The following is a 17892-nucleotide window of genomic DNA, read 5'->3' as shown; positions in this document are numbered from 1 at the left end:
GATCACCGCCCAAGCCTCGTCAGTCAGCTCACCACGACGTACCACCGGCACATCGTCAACGATCAACCACTACAAGATCGGCAGGACACGCCCTAAGCGACTGAACACCGGCCACCTGATCGAGGCTGACCAGCGGATCGGACAACGCCACGCACTCGGCCCCCACGCGCTGATGCTGTTCTTCGTCGCCGACGCCCCCGCCGAGCCCCACGGCTACAAGCTGCACACCGCCTACCGGCTGTGGCCGCAGTCGCCGGACTCCGATTTCCTGCCGCGCCTGCTCGCGGAGCTGACAGAAGTCGCCGCGGACAACATCGCCTCCATCGGACGCGAATGGAGTCCAGTCGGGCCCGAGGGTTCCATGGTCAACGGCGGGGACATGACCCTGCCTGCCGATGCGAGGTACGTCGGCGTGGGTGTCAGCACCCTCGACTCCGACCAGGGTCGCTGGTACCAGGTTGCCGGGATGCTACGTGAGGCGGCGTCCGCCGGCCGCTACATGTCGGCGTTCAACCTGAAAGGCCAGTGCTACGCGCTGCTGACCGACGGCACCGCCCTGCACATCGACCGCGACCCGCAGGCCCGCCTCGGCGACGACGGCGTGCGCTGCAACAAGACCCTCGACCCCAATCGGATCACTTTCCACAACCCGTACGAGCGCCTGACTGAGCAGGGCGACGACGAGACCCGCGAGATCTGGCGGCAGCTCGGAGCACTGCACCACACCCTCAGCGCGCACCTGCTCGCGGGGCGGTGGGCGTGACCCGCTACCAGAGTCTCAGCCTCGCCGACGCCGCAGATCTCAGCCGCGCGTCGGTCGACGTGACGGCCGTCCTCGACCACCTGGTCGGCGATGCCGACGCCGCCGCTGCGACGAGCATCGGGTTTCCCGGCGCCGTGGACCTCGACTACAGCGAGGTCATCACCCGCCTCGGCAACCGGTTGTGGAACAACATCGGCGACCCCCTTGATGAGGGCGGGACAGCCCACACGCGGGTGCTGGAGCGGGCCGTCATCGCCTGGGTCGCCGACACCCTCGCCATGCCCGCCGATGACCGGTGGGGTTATGTCACCACGGGCGGCACCGAGGGGAACCTGTCCGCCCTGCACGCCGCCCACCGCCGCCACCCCACCGCCCGCGTCTACTACTCGACTGCCGCCCACTACTCGATACCCAAGATCGTCCACATGCTCGGGGCGCGGGGAGTCGCCGTTAACGTCCACCCCGGCGGCGAAATGGACTATGCGCACCTCGCCGCGCAGGTCAGCCGCCGTCGACGCTGGCCCGCCATCGTGGTTGCCACCGCCGGCACCACCCTGACCGAGGCCGTGGACGACACCGCTTCCATCCGCGCCGTCCTCGACGAACACGAAGTGCACGGACACCTCCACGTCGACGCGGCCTTGTCTGGTATTCCGCTCGCACTCGATGGCCGGCTCCGCCTCGATGACGGTAGCGGTATCGGCAGCATCGCCATCAGCGGCCACAAATTCCTGGGCGTGCCAACGCCGTGCGGAGTCGTGCTCATCCGCGACAGCGTCCGCAAGGCCGCCGGCCGCATCGCCTACACCGCCACCCTCGACACCACCGTTACCGGCTCGCGCTGCGGCTTGGCCGCCGCGCTGCTGTGGCACGCCATCGCCACTCACGGCCGTGAAGGGCACCACTGGCGGGCGACTCAAGCCCGCCGCCTCGCGGCCTATGCCGTCGACCAACTGAACGCCGTCGGATGGCGTGCCTGGCGATACCCGCATGCCTTCACCGTTGTTCTGCCTACCCCATCCGAGCAGGTGCGCAAGAAGTGGGTGCTCGCCTCCGACGGCCCTATCAGCCACCTCATCTGCATGCCCGGGATCACTCACGGCCAGATCGACGCCTTCGTCGCCGACCTCGCCGCCGCCGCACCGCCGCGGCTGATTCCGCGACCTCGGCTGCGACCGGACGGCCCACCATCCCCAAGCGGGACGCGATGAGCCCCCCGCCCTTTCAGAGCCGCCCTGGCGAGGCCACGGCCGCACCGTGCGCCGTCGCTTCCGGCGGCGTGGAGACCCGTACCCCGTCCTTGTCGTCTGACTCCGCCCCTGGCCGGTGGGCACATCGCAACGTCGTCGGTTTGGCCGTTGTCGCCATGGCCCTCATCGCCGGTCAGGTACCTCCGCCATCTGGCGAACAGACACCGCTTCTGCTCGCCGCAGCTGACGGCTGCGACGTGCCGTCGCCGAACCACAACCTCGCCAGCACTGCGCGCACCCCGCCGCCGACGATGCTGCGGTCCGGTCAGCCGGCTCGCCCGATCCTGCTGCGCCTCGCGCACCAACCAGCAGAGGACCCCTGCGATTCGGTCAGCGGCCGATTCAACGTGGTGCACCATCGCGCTTGGTTCGGCAACGATGGCGAGCAGAGCACGCGGGATGTCGTGCGCTGGTACGCCGACGACGACTCCGGTGCCGAGCTGATGACCCAGCACCCGAACTTCCGGTTCGGGGTCATGCGCGACTTCTGGCCGCCAGGGTGGTTGGACGACAGGGATCTGTCCCGCGCATACCGCAGCACCGATTGGCTCCGTGCCCAGGCACGCCTGCAGAACGGGCACGCTGACAGGAACACGGGACTCGTGGCCGGTATCGCCGCGCTCGCCACCTGGCACAGCCCCGGCCCGCCGCAACGCGCCCTCGCCGCGCAGGCCCTCGCCGACACCAGCGGGCTGACCGCCCACCCCAACACGCTCGACCGCGCCGGCCGCACCGGCATCGCCCTGAGCGCCACCAGCGACGACGGCCGCAATCGGCACCTGCTGATCCTGCACCCCAGCACCGGAGCGGTCTTGGCCTACGAGCGCGCCATCCTCACGCCTGCAGGCTGGCGGACAGGGGTCTACCTACTCCTGCTCACCCACACCCACGCCAAGCGCCGTTGGTGGGAGCCATCCACCACCCACGCACCACTCCCGGCCCACCCGGGCCAGCTGGAGATGCCACGCCGCTCCGGTGTGTGGCTTGTCCCCGGCGAGTACCCCTGTACGCCCGAACCCTGATCACGAGAGGGAGCACCGTGACGACAACCGCTCACAACGGCCAGGTACACCCAGCCCGACTACGCGAACTGCTCGACCCAACCATCGGGCATGAGCTGGACAAGCTCGACATCCGACCCGGGCATCACGTGCTCGAAATCGGCGCCGGTACCGGAGCCGTCACCGCCCGCCTCGCCCGCCTCGTCGGCAACTACGGCACGGTCAGCGCGGTCGACAACGACACCAGCTGCCTCAACCCGACCGCCGTCATCAACGTCTACCACCGCGACCTTGGCCGCGACTCCCTTCCCGGCGAGCCCAACCGCTTTCACCTCGTCGTCGCCCGATGGCTGCACGGCGCACTACCGCACCCGGTCCAGGTGCTGGAGCAGATGATCACCCGGCTACGTCCCGGCGGCTGGCTCGTCCTGGCCGACATCACCGGCACCCCACCGCGTGTCTTCAGAGCACCCGGTGACGACGCCGCCCTCATCCACGCCGTTCTGCGGCGCGTCTACCGCACCATCGCCGGACCGGACGCCGCCGCAACCTGGACGACCGACACCCCCGCACTCCTCGTCGCCAAGAACATGGCGCAGGTCTGCGCCCACACCATCACCGAGACCTGGACCGGCAACGGCCCCGGATGCCAGATGCTCGCCGACGTGGTCAACCAGCTCCGCCCCGTCCTGCTCACACCCGAGATCACCAACACCGCCCTCGACCGGTTCGTCACCCTCATGTCCAACCCCGGCGTGGTCCTCGGCTCCTACGAAAGCAGGGCAATACACGCCCGTAAGGCCACCTGAGCTACGCGGCCTCGACCCCTCCAAACCGGGGCCATCGTGATGCTGTCGCCCCACCAGGACCCACCCAGTCGTGGCCGCGAGGGAACTACCAGACCGGCTGCTGTTCATGGCCAGACGCGGCAGCCCGGCCCGGTCAGCCGTGTCGACTGCCACCTCGCAAAGACCTGCCCGATTTCCTCCACGTCAAGGAGCTATCGCCATGACCAACACTGGGCTAGCTACCCCGGCCAGCCTGCCTACTGAAGTCGCTGCTCTGCGCCCGATCAGAGCCGACCTGATGGAACGGCTGCGGCACGAGGCGCTCACCGTGCCGGGCAACTGGGTCGTCGAATATGGCGACTATCAGAACGGCGGCTGGCACACCCTGTCGCTGCTCAACGACACCGGTAACCCGCGTGACGTCACCATCCGCGACTGCCCCGAGCCGGTTGCTACCAGCCTGCTCACTCGCATGCCCGCCGTCCGGGAGCTACTCGCCGAGCTTGGGTTGCGGTGCATGTGGGCGCGGCTTGCCCGGCTGGAGGCCGGAGCCTTCCTCTGGGAGCACCGCGACTACGGCGAGCTGAACGACGTGGAACGTCATCGGGTGCACGTGCCGCTGGTGACGAACTCGTCGGCATACCTGATCCTCGGCGGGACGAAAGTGCACATGAGCGATGGTCGGGTGTGGCGGTTGACGCCGACCAGCCCGCATGGGGTGTGCAACCGATTCGGCCCGGCACGGATCCACCTGGTGATCGACTGCTATGCCGACGATGCGTTCACCGCCTTGAACGCCAGCGCGGATTCCGTCGCGGACTCGGTGGCGGCGTTGCCCACACCCGCCGCCGATGAGCTGGAAGAACACGTGGCGACGGCATCCGGCCTGGCGCAGCTCGGCTACGACCGGGCCGCCGAGACCACCCTGCTGGAGCTGTTCTACCGCTACGCGCTTCCGGAAGGGCAGGTCTACGACTTGATCGCGCTCATGTATGCCGCGTTACACCGGGACGAAGACGCCGAACGGTGGCGGTCAAAGAAGGCCATCATGCTCGGCCACGCCTGACCATCGACCTCTCCCGAGGAAAGGACCAGTCGCCGTGAGTACCCTCCTGGACACCGTTGCCGCCGCCAACCTGCCACACCAGTTCGAGCTGTTGGAGAAGTCGGTCGAGGTGCTGTCACACAGCCCGGCCGTACAGTCCCTACACGTTCGAGGGTCGCTGGCAGCGGGCACCGCCGACCGCCTGTCGGACCTGGACTTCATCGTCGCCGTACACGATCCGAGCTTCGCGTCGTTCATCCAGGTCGCCGATGCCCTGATGACCGCCGAACTCGGCGCAGTCCTGCCGGGATGGCGGGACACCATCGTCGCCCAAATGGGCGGCCTCGGTTACGTCTACCTCGTCGCCGACGGCCGGAAGCTGTACCAGGTCGACCTCTACATCGTGCCGGTCAGCCGCCTCGACACCGTGTTGGCCCGGACTACGGCCATGCCGGTCTACCTCGCCGACGGGGCAACCAGCCGCCCGCACAGCCACGTCGACTGGGTCATCAACAGCACACTGGAGCGCCCGCACACCCCCAGCGAGCTATTGGTGGAGATCCTCGTAATCGGCCACATGATCCGCAAACGCATCGCCCGGGGGCAGCGGTTCATCGCGTACGCGGAGATGTTTGCCCTTCACACGGCGGTAAAGAACCTGATCAAGGCGGTGCTCGCGCCCGGATCGTCGTTCTACGGCTGGTACCAGCTCCCTGAGGAGGTCGGCTCCACACCGATCGGACGGCAATGCCTCGCCGACTTGGAGCGCCTCATCACCGGCAACGCGGTTCCCACCGGCGGGGACCTCGCGGCAGCGCTGAGTACCGCGCTGACCGTCGCCGAACGTGCGGCCCCGACGATCCTGGAGCCGCTGCGCCCGGCCATCGACGCCTACTGGCACTACCTGGAATTCGCATGAGCGCCACCAGTCCCGGCGTGCCGACCAGGCCCTGCCACGCCGTGTTCTTCGGCGGCTGCGTACCGGCCTCCCGGCAGGAGGAACGCCTCGCCTATGACATAGGGGCAACCCTGGCAGGGCAGGGCCTCACGCTGCTACACGGCGGCTACAACGGCCTGATGGAACACGCCGCCCACGGAGCCGTCGAAAGCGGCGGATCGGTCGTCGCGGTCACCCTGGCAGGTACGGCATGGGGGGCCTTCAACCCCCACGTCACCACCGTGACCCACCAGCCCACCATGGGTGCCCGAATGCATACCTATCTCGACCACGCCAGCGTGATCGTCTCCATGGCCGGCGGCGTCGGCACCCTGCACGAGCTGACCGCCGCCCTCTGGTACGCCGGGAACATCCGTCCGGTCCCGGTCGTCGTCGCCGGGCCGACCGCCCGCCGCCTGCTGGCCTTCCTGCGCGACGAGCGATGGGTCTACAGCTCACCGACGCGTCCGCTGGACTTCCTGCACGAGGTCGATTCCGCGGCCGACCTGATCCCCGTACTCGATCGCGACGAGTCGCGGAGCCCGGCATGGTGAGGCCCACCGGCGATATCGCCGGTCAGGTCCTGGCCCTCGGCACCGTCGCTGAGCCCTACGCTCTGCCGGACGGCACGGTGATCAGCTCGTATTTCGATGAGTATCGGGTCGCCGGAGACCCGAAGATGCTGGGTGACGTCGGGCGGGCACTGGCCGAACTGCTGCCCCCTCGCGTCGAGGTGGTGGCCGGGCTGGAGCTGGGTGGGGTGCCGTTCGCGCTCGCGGTCTCCGCCGTCACGCGGCTGCCCCTCGTCCTGATCCGGAAGGTCATCAAGCCCTACGGCACCCGACGCCAGGTCGAAGGCCACCCGCTTGTCGGCCAGCGGGTCGCCATGATCGATGACGTGGTGCGGTCAGGGCGGCAGATCCTGACCGCAGCCGACGCGCTGAAAGCGGCCGGTGGCCTGCCGACGGCGGCGGTCGCGGTACTGACACGCCCCGGCCCCGCCCGCGCCGTGCTGGCCGAACGCGGGATCTCACTGGACTGCATGCTTCCCGAGGTGCCCCAGCATAATTCGCTGGCGACGGTGATGCGCCGATGATCGGGGCAGTGCTCTTCGACCTCGACGGCGTGATCGTGGACAGCCGCGCTTTGGTGGCCGCCGCGCTGTCCGACGTGGCAACGAACGTGCTCGGACGTAAACCGGACCATCGTGCGGTGGCCGAATTGATCCACCTACCCCCGGTGCAGGCGCTCGGCATCCTCGGCCTGACCGACCCGGTCGGGGCATTCGATGACGGCTTCGACCTCGCCTACGCCGCCCACGCCGCGAACGCCGCCCTCGTACCCGGCATCGTGCGTGCGATGCGACGACTCCGCATGAACGGGATGCGCCAAGCGGTCGTCACGCTCCAACGACGGCACCGCATCGCGCTACTGGGTCTCGGTGCCGTAACCACGCTGATGGACACATTCGTGACGTTCGAGGACGCCAAACCCAAACCCGCACCGGACCCGGTACTGGCCGCACTCTTCCGACTGAACGTGCCCCCGCACGAGGCGTGGTTCGTCGGAGACACCGTGACCGACATCGTCGCCGGGCACGCGGCGGGAGTCCGGGTTGCCGGCGCGGCGTGGGGCTACTCCAGCGCCGAGGTGCTTGAACAAGCCGGGGCCGATGTGGTGCTCACCGACCCGGCGCAGATCGAGGCAGTCGCCCTGGAACAGGCGATCGTCACGGTAGGCTACGCTGGCAGCGCCAGCGGCAACGCCGCGCCACCAGGGACAACATCGGTGAGCAGCGGCGCGAGAGGCAACAGGGATAGGACAACGCGTGATGGGCATGGTGGGGCGGCGAGCTAGCCGCGCCGAGCTGGGGAACGAGGACAGCGTCCTCGCCTGACCCCCTCGGCCCAGCTCGGCGTGACCTGACATCCCACCGCTGTTCCCTCGCGAACCCGCCTGGACGGACACCGGCGAGGACCCCGCCCGCGCTGCTCCGCGCAGGTGGGGTGCCGGGTGCGTTCGCGTCACCGCCCAGTGAGGCTCTTCCATGCGCTCAGACGAAATCCGCATGACCTTCTTCGACTTCTTCACCAGCCGCGGCCATACCCGGGTGCCGTCGAGTCCACTCATCCCGGACGACCCGACCCTGCTACTCGCCAACGCCGGCATGAACCAGTTCAAGCCGTACTTCCTCGGTGAGGTGCAGCCGTCGTACCCGAGGGCGACAACGGTGCAGAAGTGCGCCCGGACCTCCGACATCGAGAATGTCGGACGCACCACCCGCCACGCCACGTTCTTCGAGATGCTCGGCAACTTCTCCTTCGGCGACTACTTCAAAGCCGACGCCATCACCTACGCGTGGGAACTGCTCACCGAGCACTACCACCTCGACCCCGAGCGGCTGTGGATCACGGTCTACCGCGACGACGACGAGGCATTCGATCTGTGGCGCCGCGTCGGAGTCCCCGCCGAGCGCATCCAACGCCTCGGCATGGACGACAACTTCTGGTCCATGGGCGTACCCGGACCGTGCGGCCCCAGCTCCGAAATCTGCTACGACCGCGGACCCGCCTTCGGCCCGGACGGAGGCCCGGAAGCCAACGGCGAGCGCTACCTCGAAATCTGGAACCTCGTGTTCATGCAGAACCTGCGCGGGCCAGGCGACGGCAAAGGCGACTTCCCGATCGTCGGGGAGCTGCCCAACAAGAGCATCGACACCGGCCTTGGCCTGGACCGGCTGGCCGCGATCCTGCAAGGCGTCGACACCGTCTGCGAGACGGATCTCCTCGCCCCCACCCTCGCCACCGTCGAAGCACTCGCCGGCCGACGCTTCCCAGGTCGCGACGGCAGCGACGCAGCCGTGTCGTTCCAGGTCGTGACCGAACACGCCCGCTCCACGGCGTTCCTCATCGCCGACGGCGTGCTGCCGTCGAACGAGGGACGCGGATACGTGCTGCGACGGTTGATGCGCCGGGCGATCCGCCATGCCCGCGCCCTGGGCATCGATGCCCCCGTCCTCACCACCATCACCGGCAGCGTCACCGACAACCTCGCCGCCGACTGGCCCGAGTTGGCCGCGCAACGCTCCCTGATCGAGGCCGTCACCACCCGGGAAGAGGAGACCTTCGGCGCTACCCTGCGCCAGGGCACCCGCCTGCTGGACGCCGCGATCAGCCGCGCCCACACCGACGGAGCCAATCTCCTCCCGGGGGACACCGCGTTCGAGCTGCACGACACCTACGGCTTCCCGATCGACCTCACCATCGAAGCCGCTCACGCCGCTGGCCTCGTCGTGGACTCCGACCGGTACGCGGCTCTGCTCGATGAACAACGCCGCCGCGCCAAGAGCACCGGCAAGGGCAAGACGGCCGCGGCGATGCGCCGCCAAGACACGTACCGCGAAATCCTCGCTCGACACGGCCGCACCGACTTCATCGGCTACACCGACACCACCGCCGACACCCAACTCCTCGCGATCCTGCGCGACGGCAAACCCGTGCAAGAAGCATCCGAGGGCCAAGAGATCGAACTCGTCCTCGACCGCAGCCCGTTCTACGCCGAATCCGGCGGACAGGTCGGCGACACCGGCACCATCCACACCAGCGATGGCACCCGCATCGACATCACCGATACCCAGTACGGCCTCGACGGCTTCCAAATCCACACCGGACGCATCACCCACGGCGAAGCCCGGCCAGGGCAGACCGCCCAGGCCACCGTCGACACTCGACGCAGAGCAGCCACCGCCCGCTCCCACTCCGCCATCCACATCGTCCACGCTATGTTGCGCCGCACCCTCGGAGACCACGCCCGCCAACAGGGCTCACTCGTCGCACCGGGACGGCTCCGCTTCGACTTCACCCACTTCGCACCCCTAGACGACACCCAACTGACCACCATCAGCGCCCTGGTCAACGACTACCTCCTCGATGACCCCGACGTACGCGTCTGGCACGCCACCCGCGCCGAAGCAGAAGCCGCCGGCGCCACCGCCTTCTTCGGCGAGAAGTACGGCGAGCACGTCCGCATCGTCGACATCGGCGACGCCTCCCGAGAACTCTGCGGCGGCACTCACGTCGGCCACGGCACCCAAGCCGGCCCCGTCCGCATCCTCGGCGAATCCTCCATCGGAGCCGGCCTACGACGCGTAGAAGCACTCACCGGCCGCGACGCCCTCGACCACGCCGACCACGAGCGGCACCTCCTGGCCGAAGTCGGCCGGTTGGTCAATGCCCGCCCGGACGACCTGATCGCCACCCTGACCAAACGACTCGCCGCACTGACAAAGGCCGAACAATCGCTCCAACAACACCGGCAACGCGAACTCGACCTCATCGCCGAACGCCTCGCCGGGCAACGCCGCCACGTCGGAAGCGGCTGGCTCATCGCCACCATCCTGGACGACGTCACCGCCGTCGAACTGCGACCGCTAACCAACAACGTCCTCAACCGCTGCCCCAACGACCAGCCGGGAGTCGTGATCCTCGCCGCCGCCACTGATGATAAAGCCCAACTGACCTCAGCCATTACCCCCGCGCTAGCCCGCACAGGCATCCAGGCACGCGAGGTACTAACGACGGCCGCTCAGGTGATTGGCGGCGGCGCAGGCGGCAACGGGAACCTCGCGAGTGCAGGCGGTCGCCAGGTCGAGAACCTGACCGACGGGATCCTGCAGGCGACGCTAGCTGCCGGAGCCTTGCTGCCGAATTAGGTAGTAATCGGCGAGAGTGCCCAGAGGAATTCGCCTGGGCACTTTCGCCGCCGCCGTGACGGCAGCCCCCAACCGCCGCGCGGCGGCCCTCGCACGATGGCGAGAGTCGAGATCAAGTTGGTAGCTCGCTGGTCGGCTGCAAGAACCAGTGCCGTAGGGGACCGCGCCTCACTCGAAACAACCAGCCGCTGCAACAGTAGAATGGATCCTCTGCTGCCGCACCCCAAATCCTCGTCATTTCGTCGTGGACTTCCGCCGAATCGCCCGCCGGACGCTGCAACTGGTGTAATCCTCGACGACCTAGTCGGAAAAGGTGCCCTGGCCGTGCATGCCAGGGCACCTTTCACGGCTTGCTAGCGTTAAAACCGCATCGTCACCACAGGCTAGGTGTATCGCTGGGGGATTCTTGCCATGCCTTAGCTACTTTGCGTTTCTCCGGCGGCACCGGGAGGATGCCTACCTCGGTCAGCTCCTGCACTGAAATTAACGTACTCTCGCGAATTGCGCCCAACAGTCGAGCTTGGTCATTTTCAAGATCGGCGAGTAGGCCCAATACATTGAGCAGGTCGATCAAATCGCGTGTGTAGTCGGCATGCCAACGGTCAGGCTGGATTTCAAGAAGAGCCGACACCCGCCGATCGCCCATGACCGGCCGGTCGCGAGTCTTGCGACGGTAACTAAACCACTTGCTGAGTATATTTACGCCAGAAACCTGATACGACCACATCTGAGCAGTTACATTACCGACACGCCCGGTGCCGACGTGTAGTTGTTGAGAGTTCGGATCATAGGTGAGCGTGTCTGGCATGTGTTCCGAGTCGGACGGAATTGCCGCTCCGGGTAGGACCTTGGGCGCACGATCTTGCGGCAGCCGCGGTGAGCGGCGAGGGCGGCCGTCGCTAGCGTCGGTGAATCGCTGGCCATAGCTGTGCAGCCAAAGTATTCGTCTTCCAATGGCCGATGCCTCGGCAAAGATTTCACGGTCCCCAGTCAGAGGCACCCTGAGCCCGGGAGTGGTCAAGTCTTCGGCGAAGGTCCGCGCGTAGCCCGGGTGCGCTAAAATGGCCGCCAGGTAGGCGAATAGATCTTCGGCGGCCACCGACTTACCGTAATGGGCGGCAAGTAGGTCGAGTAGGCCGGGAACTACATTCGGTATGGTGCCAGCGGGGTCGAGCCACAGCGGGAAAGCCCGACCGCCGAAGCTGCCTTTGTAGTGGTGAAGGTCAGGGACTTCAGCGGTAAAGGTAGCGGCTGGACCGGACGACGGTACCGTGTCATGGGGTGCCGTGAGGTAAGTTTGTTTGTCTGATCGCACTCCCCACAGGGTTGGGTTTGGCTGGTTGATCAGCCGTTTGTCAGGGATGATCAGTTGCCGGTCAAAGGATCGATAGCCAATCCAGACCGGTTCCGCACAAGGGCCTACCTCGTCTTTGATCGGCACTCTTGTCGCCGGGTACCCCGGCAAGGCGTCGGTGAGCACCTTGTTAATGTGCCGATCCCGCGGATGCTCCTGCATAAGCAACGGCTTATCCTCTAATGGAGCAGCGATGAGCGCATCCCACCTCTGACGTAGAGTTTCCGCGTCCGGTGCAACTACCCACGTGCGGCCAAGCATTGTCCCTGAGCCGGAATAGAGCAGAAGGTCTTCTAGGGTCGGGTAGCTGAGCCAGCGCGAGCCGCCTGCCGGGAGGAAGGGCGCCCGGAATTCGGTTGGACATTCAACCCAATCATCGTCGGCTAGCGAGATGCCGGTCAACTCGGAAAATTTCGCATTCCGATTTCCGGGTTGCAGGCCCCTGAAATAGACGGGAGCGGCGGTGGCGGCGTCGGTGCTGCCGTCCCGGACGGCGAGGGTGATGCAGATTGGCTGCTGCACGCCCTGGAAGATGCGCGTGCTGGCCGGTGGCTGGTGACCCTCAGGAGAGCAGTCGATCACCCATATTGCGTCGGCGCGGCGGCGCAAGTAGTCGCGCATGCCTTGGAAACCTGGACCGTCTAGAAAGCCTGCCACGGTGATTAGACAGATGACTCCGCGGTCCGAGTCAGCGTGATTGTCGAAAACCTTCCATGTTGCCCATCGCCAGAAGTACACGTAGGGGTTGTAGAGATGCTTGACGTGGGCCCCTACCCCCCATTCAGGAGGGGGAACGAAGTCAGCTAGCGGGGCTCTCTGCCCGGCGGCCCTGTTTCCGGACTCGACCCAGCCACCCTTTCCGTGTGACTTGTCTTTATAGGGGGGATTGCCGAGTACGACCAGCACGTTCTCATCACGCTTGATGCGGTTGGCCTCGCGTCGAGACTGCGCAATCGGCTCGTACCAGGTCCCAAGGCTCTGTTCCTCAACGAAGGGGTTGCCTAGAGTGTTGGTTACGAACAACCTTGGATTAATGTGTTCGGGATTTGCGCCCAGTTCGGCTAGTTCTGCAAGGATCCGCAGTTGCGCGACCGCGAACGGGCCGAGCTGAAGTTCAAATCCGACCAATCGCCATAGTGCGGCGGCTACGGCAGCCGGCGCTGCCCCTTCGCCGAGATCATCTGAGACCGCCTGGCCAATCGCGCGCACGACTTCGAGCAGGAATGTGCCAGTGCCCATCGCCGGGTCTACCACGTTGACGTGTTGGTTAGCCAGCCCATCGTGCATCTCGAAACGCCCACGTAGCGCCTCGTCGACGAACCGTGTCATTGCCTGCACGACTGGTATTGGGGTGTAGTAGGAGCCAGTTTGCTTGCGCAGGCTATTGTCGTATTCCTCTAGGAAGTCTTCGTAAAAGTACAGCCATGCATCCGATTGGCCCTTCGAGATCTTCGGCCAGTCGACTACCGCCAGCACGCGCGTCAGCGTGGCTACGGAAGTGGCCAGTGTTTGGCTCTTGACCACTTGGTCGGTAAGTACCCGCATGGCGGTGCCGATGAGCGACTGGCGGCTCGCAAGCGCTTTGGCGGCTGGATCGATACCCCTGTCTAGCTCGATGCCCTGGGCGCGTGCGAGCAGCAAGCCAAAAGTGACCGCTTGGGCGTAGCTGTCGGCGAACTGGCTGTCTGTAGCCTCGGGAAAAAGAAGATGCCGCCAGTCCTTTGCGAGGCCCGCAAGAGTCGGGTCTTGGCGTGCCAGCTGTTCTTCAACCTCGGAACGCAGCAGCCGGCACAGACGCGCGGTGGTCTCGGCGAGTTGTTTGGGCGTTCGCGGGGGCGTGGGGTTCCATCCGAGAAACTCCTCAAAGAACGGCAGTAGCGCTCGTGGCGCCGTCAACACGCCATCGGAAGCTAGGTCGCCGGCTAGGCGGACGATCTCCCCTACAGGTTCGCCGTAGCGCCAGAGGGAAAATGCCAGCCCGTCGGTATAGATGAGGTTTGGCAGGGCCTGAAGTTTCGCCCACTGCTCCTTGTCGTGCTTGCGCTTGAACTTGCGTGGATCAGCGCCGATTCCAGGTGCCTTGACCTCAATGAAGCCGACGAGGGTGTATGAGTACGTGACTGCGTAGTCAGGCCGACTCTGGAGGTCGGCGAGGGAAGTCTCCCCGACGAGGGTGAGGCGGTCGCGACGGTGGTTGCACAAGACCGCAAGGTCGCCAACCAGCTTCTCCAACGGCGCACGGAGCTGATCCTCCGGCTCGCCGCGAACCGCTATGTCGGTGAGCTTGTTCGTAGCTGTGCGACCAAACTCAGCCACCGCCGAGTCCAGCGTCAAGGGATGACCAGCCACGACACCTCCACCTAAGGGCACATCCAAGATCTGATGCGAGCCCCCCATCCTGCCTGCACCCGGCGTTTACCTCAAGGTCACGCTGCGCGAGACCCTCGAAGTGACCGAATCCGCATGTCAGGTGGACCAGCAGCTCAGCATGGAGAGCCGCTCTATCAGCGACGATGACAATGCGTCGGGACGACGTGCTGTCGCTGGCGAGCGGCGACTATGCACGACGGCGCCGTCGAGCCTGCTGTGGTGGCGGCTCGGGTCGAACAGATGCCACTTCGCCCCTCGCCGGCGCGCCGACCTGGAGTTGGTAGACCATGCGCTCAGTCGGCGCGGTCGTTGCTTCGCTCCACGACGATGATGCTGAGACGAACACCCGGCCCGCGAGGAGGAACCCCAGTACCGGCCCGGTATCCGGCTGGAGTTCGGCCAACACCACAGACCCCTCCGTGATCGGGTCTCCCCAGTGCCGCAGCACGGTTAGCCCCAGCGCAATCGGACTGACCGGCACGTCCACCTTGCGCTTCACGTCGCGCACCGCGAGCAGTTCGGCCCGCAGCCGATTCGCTGGTTCCCCTTCGGGAACGCCGGCCTTGATACACAGCGCCAGATACATCGACTTGAGCAGCGCCAGGCGGCAGCGATTCTGATCCGGTGGCGAGGCCTCAAGAGTCACGTCACCGCCGGCCGCCAAGATCTCGCTGACCGCAGGATCGCAGCGCCCTTCAGGCAGGAAGACGAACTGTCCGTCGGATGTCCACCGTCTCAGCACCCGGCTCGTCTGCCGCCTGCCGGGGACCGCGTCCGACTGGAGGGACGACGTCGACCAGGCTTCGTCGAACCAGTCGACCAGGTCGGCTTCCAGGAGAGTCCCGAAGCTGTTGTTGCACCGGGCGCAGGTCCGGGTCATCTTCGTACCGCCGAGCCGCTGCGGCGGTACATGCTCCTCTGTCGTCGCCGGGTCACCGCAGATGGGGCAGTCATCGAACATGCGCGGACGCAGCACCTCGATCAGCCGCAGCGGCACCGTCTCCATCGGCCCCGGCGGCTCGATCCCAAAGTCCAGCGGGCCGCCGCTCGCGCGATTCACCGACATTGCCTCGGGTGGCCGCTTACGCAAGGGAATACCCCTTCCCCGACCAGGCTGCGTGCGAACGCATCACAGAACCGAGCCGATCCCCGCCGTGATCTGGTCCAGGCCCTGCTGCGCGAGCTGCCGGGCCTCCTCTGTCGCCGCCTCCTTCGCGATCGGGAACAGGAAACCCTTAAGCATGGCGACGCCGCGACGAAGCTTGCCCTGCTCGGGCTGCTCCTGCTGCACCTCGGCGAGCAACTCGTTGGCCGCGGCCTCGATGTCCTGCTGATCCTGCCGCGTTAGCCCGTAGCCGGGAAGCTGCTGGAGGATCGTCACAATCGCTTTCGCGAGCGGCTGGAACTCCGGCGCGACCTGCTGGGCGATGTTCTGCTGCTGCGTCACATCGCGGTTGCCCCACGCGAACTGGCCGCCCTGAGAAGGGCCGTGGAACACTGGCCCGTGGTTGATCGTCGGGCCGTATCCCTTCTGGTCGCGCAGGTAGTCCGCCACATTGCCCTCCCAGTCGGTCACGCAGTCGATGCCGTCCGTGGTGATCTCGGCGTGTACGGGGCCGCATAGCTCGGCGGCCCCCCTCCCTTCGATCAGCCCCTTGGCGGACAGGTACTCTGCTGCATCCTGGATCTCGACGTCCGTGAACCGGAGGCCCTCCCAGGTCGACCCTTCGTCCTTGCCGAACTCCTCGGTGATGGGCATGTGCACCTGGGCAATTCGCTGCCGGTAGAACCAGTTCAGCAGGCCCGACCGGCATGCGCGCGCCCGCAGCGCAGGATCGGCCCGCCGGCGCCGCCGCTCCCGCACGTCGGCGATCCCGTAGGCGGTGAGGATGCCGCACGGGTTGCCCATGCGCGAGCCCTTGTCACTGAGGAGCCCTTCGTCACGGCAGTACCAGAGCAGCGTGTACGCACCGTCAAGATCCAGCCCCACGCTCTCAGCGAACTCCATGATGGGCACAATTTCCGTGGAGGTGCCGTTCGCCTTGCCGTACACCCAATCCATGAGCTGATCACGAAACGCGGCAGCGTCGCCCATAGCTAATCTTCCTCACCGCCAGTGACAGATTGCGCACACGCTACACGCGACCACCGACAGGTAACGTGCGCGACGACCCCGGTTCGGCCCGAATCGGGGTAGGGGCAGCCGCGTCGGGATGGGTGTCACCTCCGACCGGTACAACTAACCCATGGCCAACACCGAAGATCTTCCACCCAGCGTCGTCAGCATCGCCGAGTACCTCGCCATGAAGGCCAAAGGCTACGACAACCACCTGAAGTGGAACGAGCAGGCCATGTTCAAGGCCGATCTCATGAACGTCCGCCACCGGTGGTACGGAGTCGCGCCTGATGCCTTCGCTGGGAAACTCCGGAGCGAAGGCATGCGTGAGCAAGACATCGTCGAGCTTGTCGACTGGCTGAAGAAGGCTCAGGCGGGCCGGCGTCTCGTCCCGGATCGCTCGTACCGAGATTTCGCCTTCAATCCCCCTCCTGAGGAGTTGGACAGCGGCCTGGGTCATCAGAGCAGGGACTGGTGATGCTCATCGCCCGACACGACGAAGCCGCCCCGTAGAAAGCGAGGCGGCTTCGTCGTGTCGTCTTCCTCAGGAAGCGTGAAGCGCGTGGGCGTCGCCAAGCCTCCCGACAAACGCCTGGACCATGTCACGCCACTGATTGCGGGACACCCCCGACGAGCCGGCGATCATCTCGGCGATGTCGTCGTAGTCGAGGATCCCCCGGGGTTCCGGCTGCCACCACGGCCCGCGCTGGTGCCATTCAATGATCGACCACTTCCTGCCGGAGCTTGGGCATGCTGCAAGGTTAGGCAGGCGTGGCCGGCGGCTGGCACTCTGGCCGGGTGAAGGAGTTCGTAGCCGCCCTCGCCGACTTCTACGCAGGCCAGGACGTCTACATGGCTCATTCGGCCTTTGCGATGAGGCCACGGACGGCGCCTCCATGGGGATCTCCGAGTGGATCGAGGATCTGGAAGGCCTGCTGCCAGCAGCGCTGCGCGTCGTCGTTTTTCGGGTGGCAGCTTGACTCGCTTGCGGGCCTCGCGCAGCTCGGCTGACTTTCTGCCGCTGACATCCGGTCTCCCCGCGTCAACGTCAGCCTGGCGCAACCATTGGAGAACGTCATCGGGTGGACTCCGAAGGCATCAGTCGACCTGCTGTCAGCTAACCCAAACCCCATCCGGGGACATCGACTGGGCGAGGCTTCGCCCTGCCGAGCTGAAAGGCATCGACCACGAGATGTCTTCAACAGCCACGTCCGTGTCGAACGCCATGGCCTCCACCAAGCGTCGACCCACACCCTGACCGCGCAACATCTTCGCCACGTGGATGATGTTGACGCGGGCCCTTAGTGTGTCGTCGGTCAGGTTGACCCTGTCGGTTGTGTCCCACTCCAGCCAGCCGTGATGCCTGGTGTCAGATACGGCGAGATAGCCGATGGCGCGCTCGTTCGCTAGGGCGACGTATGCGCGGATGTTGTCGTCGTCCACCTCGTCGGTGCCTGTTTCGGTCGGGTCTGCTGCACCGATAGGTGACAGTTTCAGTCACGCGGCCTGACTGGCCGGTGGGGTCATGATGGTCTCGTACTCGATAGGGGTCAACCG

General features: G+C 66.2%; 15 protein-coding genes. 11 read left to right on the top strand and 4 right to left on the bottom strand.

Annotated elements, in window-relative coordinates; translation table 11 throughout:
* Position 1: 1 nt before the first annotated feature.
* The 10 genes from ABZU91_RS32415 (at position 2) to alaS (ending at position 10495) form a co-directional block, all read left to right on the top strand.
* Positions 2-763: a hypothetical protein gene (locus ABZU91_RS32415; RefSeq protein ID WP_355249019.1), complete on the top strand. Its 762-nt coding sequence runs from the start codon at positions 2-4 to the stop codon at positions 761-763.
* Positions 760-1974, top strand: coding sequence for a histidine decarboxylase (locus tag ABZU91_RS32410; RefSeq protein WP_355249017.1), 1215 nt, complete (start codon positions 760-762; stop codon positions 1972-1974). The genes ABZU91_RS32415 and ABZU91_RS32410 overlap by 4 nt, the downstream gene beginning before the upstream one ends.
* 140 nt (positions 1975-2114) lie before the next feature.
* Positions 2115-3035, top strand: coding sequence for a hypothetical protein (locus tag ABZU91_RS32405; protein WP_355249014.1), 921 nt, complete (start codon positions 2115-2117; stop codon positions 3033-3035).
* Between the two features lie 17 nt (positions 3036-3052).
* Positions 3053-3823, top strand: a complete 771-nt coding sequence (locus ABZU91_RS32400) for a class I SAM-dependent methyltransferase (protein ID WP_355249011.1) — start codon at positions 3053-3055, stop codon at positions 3821-3823.
* Between the two features lie 199 nt (positions 3824-4022).
* Entirely contained in the window at positions 4023-4868 is an 846-nt protein-coding gene (locus ABZU91_RS32395) for an aspartyl/asparaginyl beta-hydroxylase domain-containing protein (RefSeq protein ID WP_355249008.1), read from the top strand.
* 34 nt (positions 4869-4902) lie between these two features.
* Positions 4903-5766, top strand: coding sequence for a hypothetical protein (locus ABZU91_RS32390; protein WP_355249005.1), 864 nt, complete (start codon positions 4903-4905; stop codon positions 5764-5766).
* Positions 5763-6338 (top strand): LOG family protein, encoded by a 576-nt coding sequence (locus tag ABZU91_RS32385; protein ID WP_355249002.1) that lies wholly within the window; start codon positions 5763-5765, stop codon positions 6336-6338. The genes ABZU91_RS32390 and ABZU91_RS32385 overlap by 4 nt, the downstream gene beginning before the upstream one ends.
* Positions 6332-6880: a phosphoribosyltransferase family protein gene (locus ABZU91_RS32380; RefSeq protein WP_355248999.1), complete on the top strand. Its 549-nt coding sequence runs from the start codon at positions 6332-6334 to the stop codon at positions 6878-6880. The genes ABZU91_RS32385 and ABZU91_RS32380 overlap by 7 nt, the downstream gene beginning before the upstream one ends.
* A gap of 8 nt (positions 6881-6888) precedes the next feature.
* A complete protein-coding gene (locus ABZU91_RS32375; RefSeq protein WP_355248996.1) occupies positions 6889-7641 on the top strand; it encodes an HAD hydrolase-like protein in 753 nt (250 codons plus the stop codon).
* A 190-nt stretch (positions 7642-7831) separates the two neighbouring features.
* On the top strand, positions 7832-10495 hold the full coding sequence (alaS, locus tag ABZU91_RS32370; protein ID WP_355248993.1) for an alanine--tRNA ligase: 2664 nt from the start codon (positions 7832-7834) through the stop codon (positions 10493-10495).
* A gap of 373 nt (positions 10496-10868) precedes the next feature.
* On the opposite strand, the gene ABZU91_RS32365 is transcribed toward alaS, so the two are convergent.
* From ABZU91_RS32365 to ABZU91_RS32355, 3 genes are all read right to left on the bottom strand, one after another.
* On the bottom strand, positions 10869-14198 hold the full coding sequence (locus tag ABZU91_RS32365; RefSeq protein WP_355248990.1) for a type ISP restriction/modification enzyme: 3330 nt from the start codon (positions 14196-14198) through the stop codon (positions 10869-10871).
* Between the two features lie 208 nt (positions 14199-14406).
* The gene (locus ABZU91_RS32360) at positions 14407-15279 is read right to left on the bottom strand and encodes an HNH endonuclease (RefSeq protein WP_355248987.1); all 873 of its coding nucleotides are present in this window, start codon (positions 15277-15279) and stop codon (positions 14407-14409) included.
* Between the two features lie 69 nt (positions 15280-15348).
* A complete protein-coding gene (locus ABZU91_RS32355) occupies positions 15349-16314 on the bottom strand; it encodes a hypothetical protein (RefSeq protein WP_355248984.1) in 966 nt (321 codons plus the stop codon).
* Positions 16315-16465: 151 nt separating this feature from the next.
* Here ABZU91_RS32355 and ABZU91_RS32350 point away from each other — a divergent pair, with 151 nt between their 5' ends.
* Complete coding sequence (locus ABZU91_RS32350) at positions 16466-16813, top strand: hypothetical protein (protein WP_355248981.1); 348 nt, start codon at positions 16466-16468, stop codon at positions 16811-16813.
* A gap of 635 nt (positions 16814-17448) precedes the next feature.
* Here the strand turns inward: ABZU91_RS32350 and ABZU91_RS32345 are convergent.
* Positions 17449-17778 (bottom strand): GNAT family N-acetyltransferase, encoded by a 330-nt coding sequence (locus ABZU91_RS32345; RefSeq protein ID WP_355248978.1) that lies wholly within the window; start codon positions 17776-17778, stop codon positions 17449-17451.
* Positions 17779-17892 lie beyond the last annotated feature (114 nt).

Origin of the sequence: Micromonospora sp. NPDC005174 (genome assembly GCF_040608495.1) — a bacterium.
Classification (GTDB): Bacteria; Actinomycetota; Actinomycetes; order Mycobacteriales; family Micromonosporaceae; genus Micromonospora.
The sequence above is the reverse complement of the archived record's forward strand: the minus strand, read 5'-3'. Positions and strand labels throughout refer to the sequence as shown.